This is a genomic window from Methanomethylovorans sp. PtaU1.Bin093, assembly GCF_002067275.1.
In the GTDB taxonomy this organism is placed as follows: Archaea; Halobacteriota; Methanosarcinia; order Methanosarcinales; family Methanosarcinaceae; genus Methanomethylovorans.
In genome coordinates this window covers 13,752-29,135 of sequence record NZ_MVQX01000019.1, presented here as the reverse complement: position 1 = coordinate 29,135, position 15,384 = coordinate 13,752, and the positions used below count along the sequence as shown (strand labels likewise).

General features: G+C 44.9%; 15 protein-coding genes and 1 tRNA gene. 8 read left to right on the top strand and 8 right to left on the bottom strand.

What is annotated here, in order from left to right; all coding sequences use genetic code 11:
- The first annotated feature begins 704 nt into the window (after positions 1-704).
- The 5 genes from A4E24_RS01975 to A4E24_RS01955 all read left to right on the top strand — a co-directional run bounded on the left by A4E24_RS01975 (position 705) and on the right by A4E24_RS01955 (position 5,342).
- Positions 705-1,493, top strand: a complete 789-nt coding sequence (locus A4E24_RS01975; RefSeq protein WP_292351186.1) for a nicotinate-nucleotide pyrophosphorylase — start codon at positions 705-707, stop codon at positions 1,491-1,493.
- Between the two features lie 199 nt (positions 1,494-1,692).
- Positions 1,693-1,962 (top strand): thioredoxin, encoded by a 270-nt coding sequence (gene trxA / locus A4E24_RS01970; protein WP_292351185.1) that lies wholly within the window; start codon positions 1,693-1,695, stop codon positions 1,960-1,962.
- Positions 1,963-2,022: 60 nt separating this feature from the next.
- Complete coding sequence (locus tag A4E24_RS01965) at positions 2,023-3,039, top strand: MBL fold metallo-hydrolase (protein WP_394334450.1); 1,017 nt, start codon at positions 2,023-2,025, stop codon at positions 3,037-3,039.
- A gap of 90 nt (positions 3,040-3,129) precedes the next feature.
- Positions 3,130-3,534: a hypothetical protein gene (locus A4E24_RS01960; protein WP_292351183.1), complete on the top strand. Its 405-nt coding sequence runs from the start codon at positions 3,130-3,132 to the stop codon at positions 3,532-3,534.
- A 41-nt stretch (positions 3,535-3,575) separates the two neighbouring features.
- A complete protein-coding gene (locus tag A4E24_RS01955; RefSeq protein ID WP_292351182.1) occupies positions 3,576-5,342 on the top strand; it encodes a ribosome biogenesis/translation initiation ATPase RLI in 1,767 nt (588 codons plus the stop codon).
- Between the two features lie 28 nt (positions 5,343-5,370).
- Here A4E24_RS01955 and A4E24_RS01950 read toward each other — a convergent pair whose 3' ends face one another.
- The 4 genes from A4E24_RS01950 to ilvE form a co-directional block, all read right to left on the bottom strand.
- Positions 5,371-5,796, bottom strand: coding sequence for an SRPBCC family protein (locus A4E24_RS01950; protein WP_292351181.1), 426 nt, complete (start codon positions 5,794-5,796; stop codon positions 5,371-5,373).
- Between the two features lie 537 nt (positions 5,797-6,333).
- Positions 6,334-8,256: a molybdopterin biosynthesis protein gene (locus A4E24_RS01945; protein WP_367121132.1), complete on the bottom strand. Its 1,923-nt coding sequence runs from the start codon at positions 8,254-8,256 to the stop codon at positions 6,334-6,336.
- Entirely contained in the window at positions 8,253-8,498 is a 246-nt protein-coding gene (locus tag A4E24_RS01940; RefSeq protein WP_292351179.1) for a sodium:proton antiporter, read from the bottom strand. Before A4E24_RS01940 ends, A4E24_RS01945 begins: the two co-directional genes overlap by 4 nt.
- Positions 8,499-8,592: 94 nt before the next feature.
- A complete protein-coding gene (gene ilvE, locus A4E24_RS01935) occupies positions 8,593-9,474 on the bottom strand; it encodes a branched-chain-amino-acid transaminase (RefSeq protein WP_292351178.1) in 882 nt (293 codons plus the stop codon).
- A 346-nt stretch (positions 9,475-9,820) separates the two neighbouring features.
- Here ilvE and A4E24_RS01930 point away from each other — a divergent pair, with 346 nt between their 5' ends.
- Positions 9,821-10,897 (top strand): uroporphyrinogen decarboxylase family protein, encoded by a 1,077-nt coding sequence (locus A4E24_RS01930; protein WP_292351177.1) that lies wholly within the window; start codon positions 9,821-9,823, stop codon positions 10,895-10,897.
- Between the two features lie 115 nt (positions 10,898-11,012).
- Positions 11,013-11,087 (top strand) — tRNA-Arg (locus A4E24_RS01925).
- A 68-nt stretch (positions 11,088-11,155) separates the two neighbouring features.
- Here A4E24_RS01925 and A4E24_RS01920 read toward each other — a convergent pair.
- Genes A4E24_RS01920 through A4E24_RS01905 form a run of 4 tightly spaced genes read right to left on the bottom strand, consistent with a single transcriptional unit; the run spans position 11,156 to position 14,726 of the window.
- Complete coding sequence (locus A4E24_RS01920) at positions 11,156-12,334, bottom strand: multidrug effflux MFS transporter (RefSeq protein ID WP_292351176.1); 1,179 nt, start codon at positions 12,332-12,334, stop codon at positions 11,156-11,158.
- A 46-nt stretch (positions 12,335-12,380) separates the two neighbouring features.
- On the bottom strand, positions 12,381-13,130 hold the full coding sequence (locus A4E24_RS01915) for an ABC transporter permease (protein WP_292351174.1): 750 nt from the start codon (positions 13,128-13,130) through the stop codon (positions 12,381-12,383).
- A 1-nt stretch (position 13,131) separates the two neighbouring features.
- Positions 13,132-14,118 carry an ATP-binding cassette domain-containing protein gene (locus tag A4E24_RS01910; RefSeq protein WP_292351173.1) on the bottom strand — a complete coding sequence of 329 codons (987 nt, stop codon included), beginning with the start codon at positions 14,116-14,118 and terminating at the stop codon, positions 13,132-13,134.
- Positions 14,119-14,123: 5 nt separating this feature from the next.
- A complete protein-coding gene (locus A4E24_RS01905) occupies positions 14,124-14,726 on the bottom strand; it encodes a TetR/AcrR family transcriptional regulator (protein ID WP_292351172.1) in 603 nt (200 codons plus the stop codon).
- Between the two features lie 187 nt (positions 14,727-14,913).
- On the opposite strand from A4E24_RS01905, the gene A4E24_RS01900 reads away from it, so the two are divergent.
- A complete protein-coding gene (locus A4E24_RS01900; protein WP_292351171.1) occupies positions 14,914-15,318 on the top strand; it encodes a hypothetical protein in 405 nt (134 codons plus the stop codon).
- Positions 15,319-15,384 lie beyond the last annotated feature (66 nt).

Genomic DNA, 15,384 nt, shown 5'->3' with positions numbered 1-15,384 from the left:
TTCTGCAAAGCTTGGCAGTGAGAAGGAGATGATACAGCACCGTATCCACGCAACGGATGCTGAGATAGACAGGCTTGTGTATGAGCTATACGGACTGACGGATGAAGAGATCGCTATTGTGGAGGGGAATTCTGGTTAAGGAAGGCTGTAACATGGTCGGGAGGCTGTTTGGTCTTTAATCTCTCAGAATCGTATTTGTTATTGTTTTGATCTCTATACATTTATCATTACAAATCATTTTTAACGCAAGGTCGCGAGGACGCAAAGCTCTTTATTTCCTTCTTTGCGCCTTAGCGCCTTTGCGTTGAGGAAATTTATGCAGATAGATTAAAAAGAGTTTTATCAAAATCCTCTTCTGTTTTTTAAAGCTGGTATGATTAAGGGATTTATATCATGCTTGTCATTTGCTTGACAAGTGCTTTATATACTAGTTGTCATCTGTTTGACAAGACATTTATATACTGGTTGTCAAGGATTGACAAGTAGTTTATATATTACCGGTCATTCGATCGACAAGCATTACATGACCATTCCTGTCACTTTGTTTTTGTTGCTGATATTATAGAACTCTGATCATTTGCTTCAATGATCGTATTTAAGCCTTATTTCTCATCTTAAGGGTTATTTTAATATCCTACGGATGCAATCTTCCTTTAAGATATGTGTAAAAACGCTATCTATATAAGACAATAGGAAATTTCTTTATGGACCTGTTCGACCTTTATCTGGATGAAGATTGTCCCTATGGCGATGAAACGACCGATCTTCTTGGCATTGAAGGCAACGGAAGATTGCGTATCATGTCAAGGGAACACGGCGTGGCGGCCTGTGTGGACGAGCTTGCGGCTTTTTATCGGAAGAAAGGTCTTGAAGTGATCGCGCATGTGCGTGAAGGTGGAGAGTTCAATCCCCATGACGTGGTCTTTGAGGCAAAAGGTGATCTGCGCCAGCTTTTCAAATTATGGCGTATTTCCCAGACCTTCCTTTCCATGGTCTGCGCCATTGCTGCCACTACCCGTCTGTACGTGGAGACTGCGCGAAAGGTCAATAAGCACGTGATCATCGCAACAAGCAGGAAGACCCATCCCGGCATGCGCCGCTTCGAACTGGAGGCAGTGAGAGCAGGCGGCGGAGACCATCACCGCAATTCTCTCAGTGATTCTATCCTGATCACCCAGAACCATCTGGGAGTGGCTGGTGACCTTAATGAAATACAAGCTGTGCGCAGGATAGAGATCGAACCCCGTAACGAGGAAGAAGCATTAAGGTATGCGCATATAGCAGATCTGCTGCTGCTTGATCATCTACCTCCTCAGGACATTCAAAGACTGGCTCCTTTGCTCAAGGAGAAGAACCCTAATCTGCGGATAGCCGTAGGGGGTATCTCGGCCCAGGAGATCCCTGATTATGCACCTCTTGTAGATATCATTGTGATCTCTGCTCCATATTATGCGCCTCCTCTTGACCTGACAGCAAGGATATATCGGATATGATCCAGGTCACTGTGGAGGAACGGTCAGACTAAGCTGCGAAAGGTATTTATGGAAAGCAAACAATGGTTTTGCAGGGGTTCTACAATACCGTTCAAAGCTGCTCTTATGCAAGCCAGTGAACCCTATAAGCCGGGCACTTTTTGTCCACCGCTAATGATCAAAAAGACTTGCGCTTCGCTGTATATCAGAAGGTGATAAAGTGAGCAAACCAATATTAATGGATTTTAGTGCTACATGGTGCGGACCCTGCAGAATGCAGAAACCCATTCTTGAAGAAGTTGAGAAAAAGTTCAAGGACCAAGTAGAGTTCAAGATAATAGATGTCGATCAGAACAGGGATCTGGCAAAAAAATATGCGATACAGGCAGTACCTACGCTTGTGATCGAAAAAGATGGCCAGGTGCTCAAGCGTTTCACAGGCGTAACGTCGGCAGATGTGCTAAGTTCTGAGCTGCAAAAAGCTCTATGAGCCATCTGGCGGCACACTTTCTGAAGTTATGCATTCCAGGCCAGTAAGATCATGATCTCTATGCCCCAGCAGCTTATTGACATGGGAGTATTGGCTTTTCGCCAGACTAATTCGCGAGGGGGTTTCAAACCCCATCTTTCTCTCAGGTTCATGTCCGATGAAGGCAGACCTGTGACCTTTTCTATTGACACTACCCGCAGCCCGAAGAAATGTTCTCAGCCGGATGCGTATCTTATCACTCACGCCCATTCTGATCATAACGGTAAGTCCGCAATGCTCTCAGAGCGTGCTCTCTGTTCGTCCAAGACTGCACAGGCTCTTGAGATCCGCTATGGTAAAGCATATAAGGGCATGAGCATGGGTGTATGTGATTCCTTTGAGGTCGCAGGCGTCAAGGTGCAGACATTTCCCACAGGCCACACTCCCGGTTCAACGGCATTCTACTGGGAGAATGAGGTAGGTACACGTATTCTTGTGACAGGGGATGTGAAGGACCATTCAATGCTTCCCAAATGCGATGTGCTGATAACCGAAGCCAACTATGGTGATCCGGGAGATACAACGTGCTACTTCGAGGATGATATAGAGGGTCTTGGGCAATTGCTTGAAGAAAACCCCTGTGTTGCTCTTGGTGCCTATGCATTCGGGAAGGCTCAGAGGGTCGTTGAGCTGGTAAGGTCGCTGGGATATGGTGATGTGATCGAGATGGAGGCCCAGTCTCTGGAACTTACCCGATGCATGCTGGAAGATGCTGGAGATGTTGTGGGTTTGGGAGAGGCAGGCTGTGATGCATTATGTGTTGTTCCTCCGTGGGACCTGGAACGATTGCCGTGGCACACATCAAAGTATGTAATGAGCGGCAGATCCGATTTCAGATATCCTTCTATACAGATCAGCGATCATCTGGATGTCAGAGGGCTTACGGACATGGTCAGCCGGATAGATCCGGAGTTCACAGTGGTCTATCATCCGGGTGGACACAGGCCGGGCAGATTCGCTGCGCATCTCAATTATCTGGGACTTGGTGCCATATCCATTGACAGGATAGGCAATGTCCTGAGCAATGACTTTATTTAGTTTCGTTCATTACTGGCGCATATAAAGCTTTATATAACTAACATCCTTCTATACTATCCATTCCATTGATATTTTCAGGAGATACAGCCATTGAAAAAAGCAGCCAGGCAATCATCCGGTAAAAATAAGCAAATAGCTACCCAGGATGCATCCGAGGTACAGCAGGATAAAACTGCAAAAGGGATCCTTGCGGTGAAGCAAAGGACCCCTGAGGAAAAAAGGAAAGCACATATCCAGGGTATCATCAAGACAGCAGTTGCCTCCATTCTGGGTATAATTGCCGGTGTCCTTGCTAATATGCAGTATGGCATGGGTACTGAAACAAAATGGTATGCTGTGATCACCATCGTTGCCATTCTGGCATTTTATGCCCAGAGGCTCATCTATCCAGCTATAAAGATCAGTACCAAGGAATTTGGTTTCAAGGACTGGTTCTATGTGGAGTTCCTTGTAGTGGATTTCTGCCTGGTCACGTGGACACTTCTCCTGAACTGATACAATTAACTATCTTTATCTTTTCTTGACCAGTGATAAAAATGCGAATAGCTATACTTAATAAGGACAGATGCCAGCCGCGAAGGTGCAGTCATGAATGCGAGAAGTACTGCCCCAGAGTGAGAACAGGTGACGAGACCATTATCTTTGGAGAAGACGGCAAGCCTGTCATCTCGGAAGAATTGTGCGTAGGCTGTGGTATCTGTATAAACAGGTGTCCTTTTGATGCTATTATGATTATTGGCCTTCCCGAGGCTCTCAAATTCCCAACGCATCGTTATGGTCCGAATGGCTTTGCACTTTACGGGTTGCCGGTTCCACAGAAAGGAAGAGTAACTGGTATCCTGGGTCCCAATGGTATCGGTAAAAGTACTGCGGTGCAGATCCTCTCAGGAAGGCTGGTACCCAATTTCGGAGAGGAGGGAGGTACTTGGGACAGAGTGCTGGAACACTATGCAGGTACTGCTCTTTATGATTACTTCAAGGCTGTTGCCAACGGCACTCCCAGGGTTTCCCAGAAACCTCAGTATATAGACCTTATCCCCAAGGCTTTCAAGGGCAGGACCTCTGATCTGCTTGCAAGGACAGATGACAGGGGAGTAATGGACGAGCTGGTGGATCGCCTGGACCTTTCGCACATAATCGACCGCAATATCACAGAGCTCAGTGGCGGTGAGCTACAGAGGGTTGCAATCGCTGCGTGTGCTGCTAAAGATGCCGATTTCTATTTCTTCGATGAGATAAGTCCATATCTGGACATATACCAGCGTATCAACTGTGCCAAGCTCATACAGGAGATAGCACAGGAAAAAGCCGTGCTGGTGGTGGAACACGATCTTGCTATTCTGGACATGCTGGCAGATGTAGTGCATGTGGCTTACGGTGAACCCGGTGGATATGGTGTGATGACTCTTCCCAAAGGAGTGCGCATAGCCATTAACCAGTATCTGAAAGGTTATCTGCCTGAGGAGAACGTGCGTGTCCGTCCCGAAGCTATCTCCTTCGAGGTCCATCCGCCAAGGAATGAAACCGAGATCGATACCCTGGTGGATTATAGTAGTTTCTCCAAGAAGTACAAGGAAGGCTTCTCTCTGGAAACCGATGCCGGATCTATTAAACAGGGCGAAGTGCTGGGTATAGTAGGACCTAACGGCATTGGTAAGTCCACTTTCATGAAAGTGCTTGCAGGGGAAGTAGAACCTGATGAAGGCAAGCTTGATATGAATATCAGCATTTCTTATAAGCCCCAGTACATCAAGGCAGATGTTCACATGCAGGTCCAGTTCTTCCTGAGGGGCATATCCCGCAAGTTCGATAGCAGCTATTTCCAGACAGAAGTAGTAAAGCCTTTAGGCCTTGAGAAGCTGTATGAGCGGTCTATTCCGGAACTCAGCGGTGGTGAATTGCAGAGGGTGGCCATAACCGCATGTCTGTGCCGCGATGCGGATATGTATCTTCTGGACGAACCCAGTGCTCACCTTGATGTGGAGCAGCGTTCAATGGTCACGAAAGTGATAAAGCGCTTTGCTGAGAACAACGGTAAGACCGCTATGGTAGCAGACCATGATATCTATATGATAGACATGCTCAGTGAAAGGCTGATCGTTTTCGAGGGTGAGCCAGCTGTTTATGGTAAGGCTCATGCGCCATTAAGTATGCACCATGGCATGAACAAGTTCCTTTCGAACCTTAATATCACATTCCGTCGTGATGAGGATACTCACAGGCCCAGGGTGAACAAGCCAGATTCCCGCCTTGACCGTGAGCAAAGATCAAAGGGAGAATACTATTACAATGTCCTGGAATGAAACCTAAGGAATCATTCCAGTATTCCTTTTATTTTTGATTTAAGTTTGAAATCTGTTTTGATCTGCTTTCAGCCTCAGCTTTCAGGCTGAGAAGACCGGAATGTATAGCCTTTTCCAGCATCGTTCTCATCGTACCGCGAAAAATACGGGTAGCTATCCCTTCCCAGGACTCTTCTGTCCATACCAAAGTTTTTCCGTTAAGTGGTTTCAGCTTCCAGACGTGGATTGCATCGATAATACCCAAGGTCTTGCCAGTCCAGGCTATCAGGCGTTCGTTTTCCACACTGCGGATAGTTGATTTGATCATTCCAGGTCCTGCTTTCCATTGAAATGTTTCTCCCTCCTTAACTTCTCCATTTAATGAGGCTTTGTTAACTTCTGGATTCCAGTTTGGCCAGTTGTTGATATCTGTCATTATTTTCCAGATCACTTCTGGACTTGCTTTGATTTCCACTTGTCCTTCCGCAAAAACAGGTGCATTCCTATTAGCCTTGAATGTGATTATGTTCCCTCCTCTGTTTGCTATGGATGTGTGATTTAAATCTTTATGGAACTGATTTTAAAATGAGAGTGGTTTCTACTTACAATGTTATGCCATTTCCAGAATCAAAAGTAGTGCAATTTTGTATTTTAAGATGGTCGCCATTGCAGAAAGATTGAATAGCATGTTAACTTAGTGTGTTGATGATCATCCCCGCAGTGTGGATCTACTTGTGAAGTTAGGTGGTGGTATTGGTGGTGGTACTTATCTGTCGATCCTTAAAGAAGCATATACTACGGGGATGATAACTGTAAGGATTGAAGGTTACACAAAGTCCATTAACTTCTCAAATGGTGTTAATCTTGTATTTCCTGGAATATATATCATTTCGAATACTCGCATATATTTCTTTTGCTTGATATAAGTGCCAAGATCTGCAAAAACCATCTGTATCACACGATTTTATAAATGTAGACCGATAGTATACAGCAAGCAAATATGATACTATCGTTAAATGTTCTCTATTATCTCACCGGTCCTTTCATAAGTAAATATGCCAGAAGGAAGCCTTGTGGCAAAATCGTGGGAGCGTAGTGTTGCAAGCAGTTTTCTTATCTGAGGTATATCCATTATCTCTTTATTGATAAGGAAGTCAAAATCCTCTACAGTAATAGGTATGAATTTAAGTCCCATTGTTTCTGCAAAGGGCCTGATCCCGAATCCCACTTCTGCCTTTCCACTGTTTACAGCCTCGCACACCGATCTGTGTGTCCTTGAGCCCGAGCTATAGCCGGGTATCATCTGAACAAGCTCTGCTCTTGTAGTGCCTTTTTTAACAGCAAGTTCTTCAAGAAGCTTGTCAAGCAATGCTCTGGTTCCCGAACCCCTGTTGCGGTTCACCAGTTTTTTCCCAACCAGGTCTTCAAGGTTCTTTATACTGCTTTCCTGATGCACTATAAGTCCCTGTTCCCGGCGATACCCTTTCACAAGGAAGGCGTTACGGATGCTCATGTTTCGGATGGCCTCCAGATTGTACTCTCCCATCCCTGCCAGGTTGATGCCTGCAACATCAGCAATACTTCCGGCCATAGCACTTAATCCGCGGCTGGAGCCCATGCTTATGATCCGGAAATTCATTCCGCTCAGGTCTTCCAGCAGGTCGATACCGGGACATTGACCTCCGACGACCATGATGTCTACGGGAGCTATATTTCCGAAAAGTGTCACATCTACTGGTTTGCCAGGTTCCAGATACTCGGTCTCTTCGCTGATCTCAATGATGCCATCAGCTTCCGCAAGAGTGGTAATAGCTCCTGAAGTTTTATCTGCAGGATACACTCTGCCTCTGATCAGGCCCACAGGGAACAGTTCCTTTCTGCCCTCGGACCGTATGCCTGTTCCCAGTATTGCCCTAACTTTTGTTTTGAATGGAGGGTCAGTTTCAAGCGAATCGTATATAAGAGGAGCTACGAACTCATTAAATATGGACAATGCAGAAGTGGGATTGCCCGGCAGTCCTATGAGCGGGATATTTTCAACAACACCGATAACTACCGGTTTTCCTGGCTTTATTGATATCCCGTGCAACAGTGTCTTACCCTTCTCGTCTATTATCTTGTACATTACATCGCCCACGCCTGCAGAAGTACTGCCGGAAGTGAGCACCATGCTGCATTCCTGTAATGCGCGGTCGATGACATCAGACATTGCACGTTCGTCATCCTTTACAATTCCGTATATTATGGGTTTTGCACCGCATTCTTCCACACTGGCAGCTATTGCATAGGAATTGGCATCATAGATCTTCCCGGCATATAACTGAGAGCCGGGCTGCACAAGTTCATCACCTGTGGAAATTATCCCAACTTTCAGTTGTTTTACTGCTACTTTGCTGATACCTGTGGAAGCAAGCACTCCTATCTCCCGTGGACCGATGCGTACATTCCTGCGCAGCACACGTTCCCCTTTCATGATGTCAGCACCAGTACGCATGATATTCTCGTTGGTGTACACTGCCCGCCGGACAAGTATATTGTCAGCTTCTGCAGACGTGTGTTCCACCATCACTACAGCATCTGCACCTTCGGGTATTGGTGCACCTGTGGCGATCTCTATAGCTTCTCCGGGACCCAGGGAAAGATCAGGGACATATCCGGCTGCAATCGATCCGATCTTCATCAATGCCACAGGTTCTATTTCTGTGGCGTTGTATGTATCTTGTGCACGCACGGCAAAGCCATCTTTAACTGACCTGTCAAATGCAGGTACATCTATGAATGAAAGAACATCTTCTGCAAGAATGCAGCCATTTATATGTTCCAGAAGTAATGTTTCTATCTTGGGCTCTACTTTGATGTTTTTGATTATCCGGCGGGCTTCTTCCGAGGAGGTTAGTTCTCTGAATTCTTTTTGCTCCCTTTCCAACAGGTTCACTCCTTCAAGTGTTCTAATATCCTACCATTGAGTTTGAAGACCCTGGAAGCTACATACCAGAGCCCACATATGTATACTAACCAGGTTGCAATGGAAAGCCATTTAAGCGATTCCGTAGGGTCAAGTGCTTCAAAAGCTATGACCAAGGTCACAGGCATCAGAAGTAATATGGCGATCACAGAGTCATTCAGGTACTTTAAGTTTTCTAATATCACTTTTTCTTTGTCTGGTGCAGGTTCCATGGGAACACCTTTTCTGATTCTATTATATAATATAAATGTGATATTAACTTAATGAGTAATTAATGTTTTTGAAAAAAGTGAAAATAAAGAGGCTTTACTCTTTAAATATAGGTGTACCAGTGTTCTGGGTGATCACTTCGAAAGCCTTTATCATCTTCCTGGTAATGGGACCTGGTTTTCCCGTTCCGATCGGGCGGCCATCTACCTTGACCAGTGGAGCGGCCTCTGCTGCTGTACCTGTAACAAAGATCTCGTCAGCGGTATAGAGGTCGAACATTCCCAGGTTTTCCACTGAGACCGGTATGTTCATCTCTTCCAGCAGTTCAATGGCTGTGGCCCTGGTGATGCCTTTGAGGTTATTAATGGTGGGCGGTGTGTAAACCTTACCGTTCTTTATGATGAATATGTTATCTCCTGAACCTTCGGAGAGGTATCCGTTGCTGTCAAAGAATATGGCTTCATCGCCTCCCTTGGCGTTTGCCTCTATCTTAGCAAGGATATTGTTCAGATAGTTGAGGGATTTGATATTGGGAGACAGTGCATCGGCAGCGTTGCGGCGAACTGAAACAGTGATCCCTGTAAGGCCGGTCTCATAAAGGTCCCCATACATGGCACCCCAGTACTGTGCGATGATGAACACTCCTGGCTTCGGGCATTTGCGGGGGTCGAGGCCAAGGTCGCCGACCCCTCTGGTGACCAGGGGCCTGATGTAAGCATCTTTGAGATCGTTCTTGCGCAGGGTTTCCAGAATGACTTCGGTCATCTCTTCTTTTGACATCGGTATCTCCAGGGCGATAGCCTTTGCCGAGTCGTACAGCCTGTCCAGGTGTTCCTGTAACTTGAAAACGCGCCCGTTATAGGCTCTGATACCCTCAAAGACGCCATCCCCATACAGGAAACCGTGGTCAAATATAGAAACAGTTGCCTGGGATCTGTGAACGTACTCACCGTTGCAATAGATTAACAGTTCGCTCATTATAGTACCTCATATTAACCGATGTAGTGATTGATGTCAATCTATCATATATTTGCATTTCGATTCTACGCATGGAGTGGAGGAAACCATCAGTTTATCGGCTTGAATTATTTGATCTGATGCATATCCATTTGAACCATGCATTTGTGTTTTTGATAAGCTTTGCAGAGTTGGACCATGAATATGAGTTATCCTTTTTCATCTAATCTCATTTTTTTCACATGTAAGCAAATACTTCCGTTATCATCTCTCAGATTTTAAACAATTTCTATTAAAAATACATATCTATTTATTGATAAGGTTCCATACATTCTAACACCTATAAATTATAGGGGGTAGTGAATCAATGACACAAAGAATGACAACGTCTGAGCGTATGATGGCCGTTATGACCGGACAAAAGCCTGATCGTGTACCAGTGGTACCTTTCGTATTAGGCTATTCTTCAAAGATCACTGGCATATCACTTGGTGACTTCTATGCCGATGGGGATAAGTGTTTTGAAGCTCAGTTCGCTTCAATGCGCCTGCATGGTTACGAGCAGACCCCGATGTATGGCTATGCATCACTAGGTGCGTTAGAATTTGGTGGCGAGATAGAGTATCCCTATGGTAAGGGCCAGGGTGCACCCTTCGTTAAAAAACATCCGGTGAAGAACATAGAAGACATCGAGAAGCTTGAAGTACCTGATTTTAAAAGAGAATTGCCCGGCGCATATAAGGAAGCAGATAAATTGGCTGCAAGATGTCATGCGATGGGAATGCCCGTTAGTGTGCAGATCGGCAGTACCTTTACTGCAACCTCGGTCGTTGCGGATACATCTGAATTTTTGAGCTGGCTTCTCATGGAGCCAAAGGCTGCACATTCACTGCTAAATAAAGTTTGTGATATGTTCATCAATGCTATAGATTATTTTGCAGAGAAATATGGTGCTGAGAACATGCTCCCATTCGATGGAGGGCCTTCTGAATCCAATACTATGATCTCGCCTGAAATGTTTGCTGAATTCGCATATCCGTACATGAAAAGGATACACACTCACTTGAAAGAACTGGGAGTGCATGCTGTACTTATGCATCCGTGTTCTGACCAGAACAAGAACATAGAACATTATGTCAAATTAAGGAACGAGCTGGGTTGGTCAGGAAAATATGTCTGGCTCTTTGGTCCCGAAACCCCTATCAAGAACCAGATCAAAGCTTTTGGTGATCACGATGTCATCTGTGGCAATATCAATCCTCCTCTTTTCCTCACCGAGCCTTATGAAAAATTACTGGAGATCTGTAAGCAGACAATACTCGAAGGCATGAACTCTCCATCTGGCTTTATTCTCGCTCCAGGGTGCGAATTCCCTGTCAATGCAGCCCCCATAAAAGTGATGGCTATGATGGACGCTGCAGAAATGTATGGCAGATATGAATGAATCAAGCATTGATTGCTTGATCTTTTATTTTATTCGTCCAAACCGGATATAAGGGTCTCTTCAATTGATCGTACAAAAGGCTTTTATGTTAAAACATCTATCACATACCCCTACAGGTCCCGTGGCTTAGCCAGGATATAGCATCGGGCTTCTAACCCGAGGGTCGGGGGTTCGAATCCCTCCGGGATCGTTTTTCTTTTTCAGTGTTGATCATAGCACACTTGCATTCAGAGAGAATTACTCTGAACTCAAAGAAGATCATGCACTTTTAATGCCCTTTTTCTGTAAAACAAGCCATGTTCCCAGCACAAGCACACCACAGATCAAAGCGATAGTGCCCAATATCTGTATCCTTTCAAGCCAGTTCTGGGATACAAGCCACATGCCTGCAGCCCCCAGGGTGAAATATGTGAATATTAATAAGGAAGATGCAGAACCTGCATCTCTGCGTACCTGCTCAAGCACGAGATGGTTACTCGGAGGTCTGCTGATCCCTATCGAATATGTTATCATAGCCATAGGGATTGCAAAGCTCCAGGGTCCATGCTGACCGATGGTAAGGATAAGTATGCCGCCCAGGACGATACCTGCGAAACCGGCGGTTATCAGGTATTTGGATTTTGTCCTTTCTGTCAGTTTAAGGCAGGACATTGATCCTGCCATCAGTGCAAGAGCATTGAAAGCAAATAAATAGCTGAAATTTTGCTCGCTCAGCCCAAACCCATTGATATACACAGCCGAAGAACCCGCGATGAAACTGTATAACGGTAAAAGGCTTATGGACATCACAAGGACCATTATCACATATTTCTTATTGAGCAACAGTTTGCCATAAGAATGCATCACCCTTGACAAGGGAGTTTCTGACGCCTCTTTAAGTGTCTCAGGTGTTCTGAGGACTCCCAGAAGACCTATTACTCCCATCATACCCTGGGCAAAGAATATCCAATGCCATGAAAGATAAACCAGGACCCAGCCTCCCATGATGGGAGCAAACATAGGAGCCAGTGCCATTATGACCGCTATATAAGCAAGTATCCTTTCCCTTTCCTTTCCTGAGAATATATCCTTGGTCATGGCCATGGACAGGGATGCACTGGCAGCGGCTCCGGCAGCCTGAAGTATGCGAAATGCTATCAGCATAGATGCACTGTTTGCCAAAGCGCAGAGCATGCTGGCAAATATATACAGTGAGATCCCGGCAATTAATGGTCTTCTTCGTCCGTACCTGTCTGAAATGGGGCCGTAGATAAGCAGGAAGAACCCATAGGTGACGAAAAAACAAATAAGGATCAGATTGACCACTGCCAGAGGCTTGTCCCATGTCACAGCAAGGAAAGGGATGGCTGGCAGTATCATATCAGTGGAAAATGCCGGAAATGCTGTTAAAAGTGCCAGTAAAGGCACTATCTGTTCTAGTTCATCAGGCTTGTGCATCTTAGACCTTCTGTTTTTAAGCAGCTTCTGAAATTTCCACTGTTCCTCAGGTACTTATCTTCCGGAACAGGTAGGCTCCCAGTACTACCATGAATATCGTAAATCCGCTGAGCACAACAAAGCTCAATACCGGGTCTATCTGGGAGGTTCCCAAAAGACCGTACCTTATCCCTTCTACTCCGTATGTGAGCGGGTCCAGCATGGTCAGGGACCTTAACCAGGAAGGCAGGCTGTCTATGGGAAATAATGCTCCGGAAAGTCCGAATATTGGGAATACGACAAAGTTCATTATGAGCTGGAATCCATGCATGTCCTCCATCCTTGATGCAAAGGCAATACCAAATGCAGTGAAGGAGAGACCTATCAATGTCATGAATATGATCGCCAGAGCGAATCCCGGTATACTGCTGATCCTCAGACCCAGGAATAACGAGATCACAAGAATTATGATCCCCTGGATAAGAGCGGTTGTAGCTCCTCCAACGGTTTGTCCCAGCATGATCTCAATTCTGGATACTGGTGCAACCAGTGTTTCTTTTAAGAACCCGAATTGTTTGTCCCAGATGATCTGTATGCCTGAGAATATAGAAGTGAACAGGACGCTCATGGAAATAATGCCTGGGATGATAAATCCTATATACCCGTGGCTCATGCCCGGAAGGCTGACCACGGAATTGAGGCCAAAGCCGAGTACAAGCAAAAAGAAAGTAGGCATGCCTAAGCTGCCTATTATCCTGCTTTTGGAGCGAAGATAACGTTTTACATTTCTTAACCAGATGGTATACACGATGTCCATTTTATCTCCTCTGAGGCTTGTGCATCATACGCATGCGATCTTTGCTGCTGGCTTCTTCCTCTCTCATGGTCCTGCCAGTATAATACAAAAAGACATCTTCAAGTGTGGGCTTGTGAATTGAGATGGATTCGATCTCGATTCCATTGTCATATGCAACATTTACGATCTCAGCAACATGTTTTTCTGCATTCTGAAGGTTGATGGTAACAGATCCATTATGGACGTCCACATGCTTCACCCAGGAAAATGCTTTGATGACCGAATGGATCTTGTCTCTATCCGAGGACATTATTTCGATCACATCTCCTCCAATGCTTTCCTTAAGTTTTTCCGAGGTGTCTAATGCGATGATCTTTCCTTTGTCGATTATTGCGATCCGGTCACAAAGCTTGTCCGCTTCTTCCATATAATGGGTGGTGAGGATTATTGTGATACCCTTTTCTTTGTTAAGTCTATCTATGTAGCTCCAGAGATGGTTCCTTGTCTGAGGGTCCAGGCCAAGGGTTGGTTCATCCAGGAAAAGCACTCTGGGTTCATGCAGCAACCCTCTTGCTATTTCAAGGCGTCTTCTCATTCCTCCGGAATAGGTTTTTACAAGATTGTCCTTTTTGTCTTCGAGTTCCACAAGCTTCAGAAGCTCGTTAATCTTTTTTTCCCGTAAGTTCTTTGGGATACGGTACAATCTCCCGTGAAAATCCATGTTCTCATAGGCAGTGAGTTCCTCATCGAGGCTCTGGTCCTGAAAAACAATACCAATGGATTTTCTGACATCATCTTGTTCTTTCAATATATCGAAATCGTGTACAGATGCTCTGCCGGAAGTTGGTTTTAACATTGTTGAAAGCATGGACATGGTGGTCGTCTTACCTGCCCCATTGGGACCAAGCAAGCCGAATGCTTCTCCACTTTCTATACTGAATGAAATATGATCAACAGCAACAAATCCATTAAATTCCTTGGTCAGGTTCTCAACCTCTATAGCCACCATTGCACTCAATCTCCTATGCCATCGAATAATAGGTCTATCTTTGCAGATATGTCTCTTGAAAAAGAGAGTTCGTTCTCTGACTTCAGCCACACCATTAAAGTGTGAAAATACACGGCGTTCAGAGCTTCGGCTGCTATTCTTGTATCGACGCTCACTTTTACTTCTCTCTTTTTTATTCCCTCTTCCAGAAGGTCCAGGATCACTTTCATAAGGCGGGAATGCGGGTTCCTGTCTTTATCAGGAGCATTTCCGGAACTCTTTATGTACCTTCCATATTCAAAGAACAGCAATTTCGTCAGATCTTTGTCTTTCTCGTAACTTTCTGCAAGAGATACAAGGAACTTCTTGATCCTTTCTTTTGTATGAAGGTGACCGACAGCTTCGTTCTCTGTCAGGTCGCAGATCAAATCAGCCTTTTGCTCCGCAAAATAAAAAACAAGGGATTCTTTTGTCGGGAAATAATTAAAAAAGGTACCTTTTGCTATACCGGCTTCTTTTGTTATTTCATCGATCGTGGTGTTTTCGAAGCCTTTTTCTTTGAACAGCTTCCCGGACACCTCAAAGATCCTGTTCTTCGTCTCGATCTTCTTTTTTTCACGGAGGGACATGTTACGCATTTCTTTTTATCTGATCTCAGTTAAATATGACTAAGGTCATTAATGACCATGGTCATATTTAAATCTTCGGTTCTAATTATGAACAAATGAGTTTATCGGCATGTATGGTGTACAAAACATGGATTTGAGAAACTCTTATGTGCTTTCACTACCATCTTTTCTATGCAGGTGGGTTGTAATGGAAAAGGTCCAAGTATTCATAGATAAACTGGATAGTAGAAGCTTCAGGTCTTCAGACATTGAATTGCTTATCAAGCAACTTTTTCAGGATGCGAAGCTCGGAAAGGCAAAGGTGGAAAAAGAGGCCATCCAATGGTTACATACATATCAGTTCGCCTTGCAGCAGCTTGAACTTCATCTCAGGCAGGCTCCCTCCACAGTCCATCAGGGAGACTGGAGAGAGGTGGCTGAAGACGTCTCCAAAGTTAAGTTGATGATCGATGAGATGGATCAAAAGAACATCATCTCTAATGTGGCATGGAATGCAGGCGGGCTGGCCATATTCAGTATCCCGGACCCTGCCTGCTATAAGGAACATGTGTACTGTGCTATTACAAATCATATCAAAAAATTATATGTTTAGGCATGACTTCATCCAAAACGGTACTTCTTCTTTTATTTTTCGTGGTCCATATTGATCTCAATTCCT

What these genes read in the sequence shown, in the direction of transcription:
- A4E24_RS01905 (WP_292351172.1), bottom strand. Translation starts at nt 14,726, where the DNA reads ATGTCCCTCCGTGAAAAAAAGAAGATCGAGACGAAGAACAGGATCTTT.
- A4E24_RS01920 (WP_292351176.1), bottom strand. Translation starts at nt 12,334, where the DNA reads ATGCACAAGCCTGATGAACTAGAACAGATAGTGCCTTTACTGGCACTT.
- A4E24_RS01910 (WP_292351173.1), bottom strand. Translation starts at nt 14,118, where the DNA reads ATGGTGGCTATAGAGGTTGAGAACCTGACCAAGGAATTTAATGGATTT.
- A4E24_RS01955 (WP_292351182.1), top strand. Translation starts at nt 3,576, where the DNA reads ATGCGAATAGCTATACTTAATAAGGACAGATGCCAGCCGCGAAGGTGC.
- A4E24_RS01900 (WP_292351171.1), top strand. Translation starts at nt 14,914, where the DNA reads ATGGAAAAGGTCCAAGTATTCATAGATAAACTGGATAGTAGAAGCTTC.
- A4E24_RS01915 (WP_292351174.1), bottom strand. Translation starts at nt 13,130, where the DNA reads ATGGACATCGTGTATACCATCTGGTTAAGAAATGTAAAACGTTATCTT.
- A4E24_RS01965 (WP_394334450.1), top strand. Translation starts at nt 2,023, where the DNA reads ATGCCCCAGCAGCTTATTGACATGGGAGTATTGGCTTTTCGCCAGACT.
- ilvE (WP_292351178.1), bottom strand. Translation starts at nt 9,474, where the DNA reads ATGAGCGAACTGTTAATCTATTGCAACGGTGAGTACGTTCACAGATCC.
- A4E24_RS01930 (WP_292351177.1), top strand. Translation starts at nt 9,821, where the DNA reads ATGACACAAAGAATGACAACGTCTGAGCGTATGATGGCCGTTATGACC.
- A4E24_RS01975 (WP_292351186.1), top strand. Translation starts at nt 705, where the DNA reads ATGGACCTGTTCGACCTTTATCTGGATGAAGATTGTCCCTATGGCGAT.
- A4E24_RS01940 (WP_292351179.1), bottom strand. Translation starts at nt 8,498, where the DNA reads ATGGAACCTGCACCAGACAAAGAAAAAGTGATATTAGAAAACTTAAAG.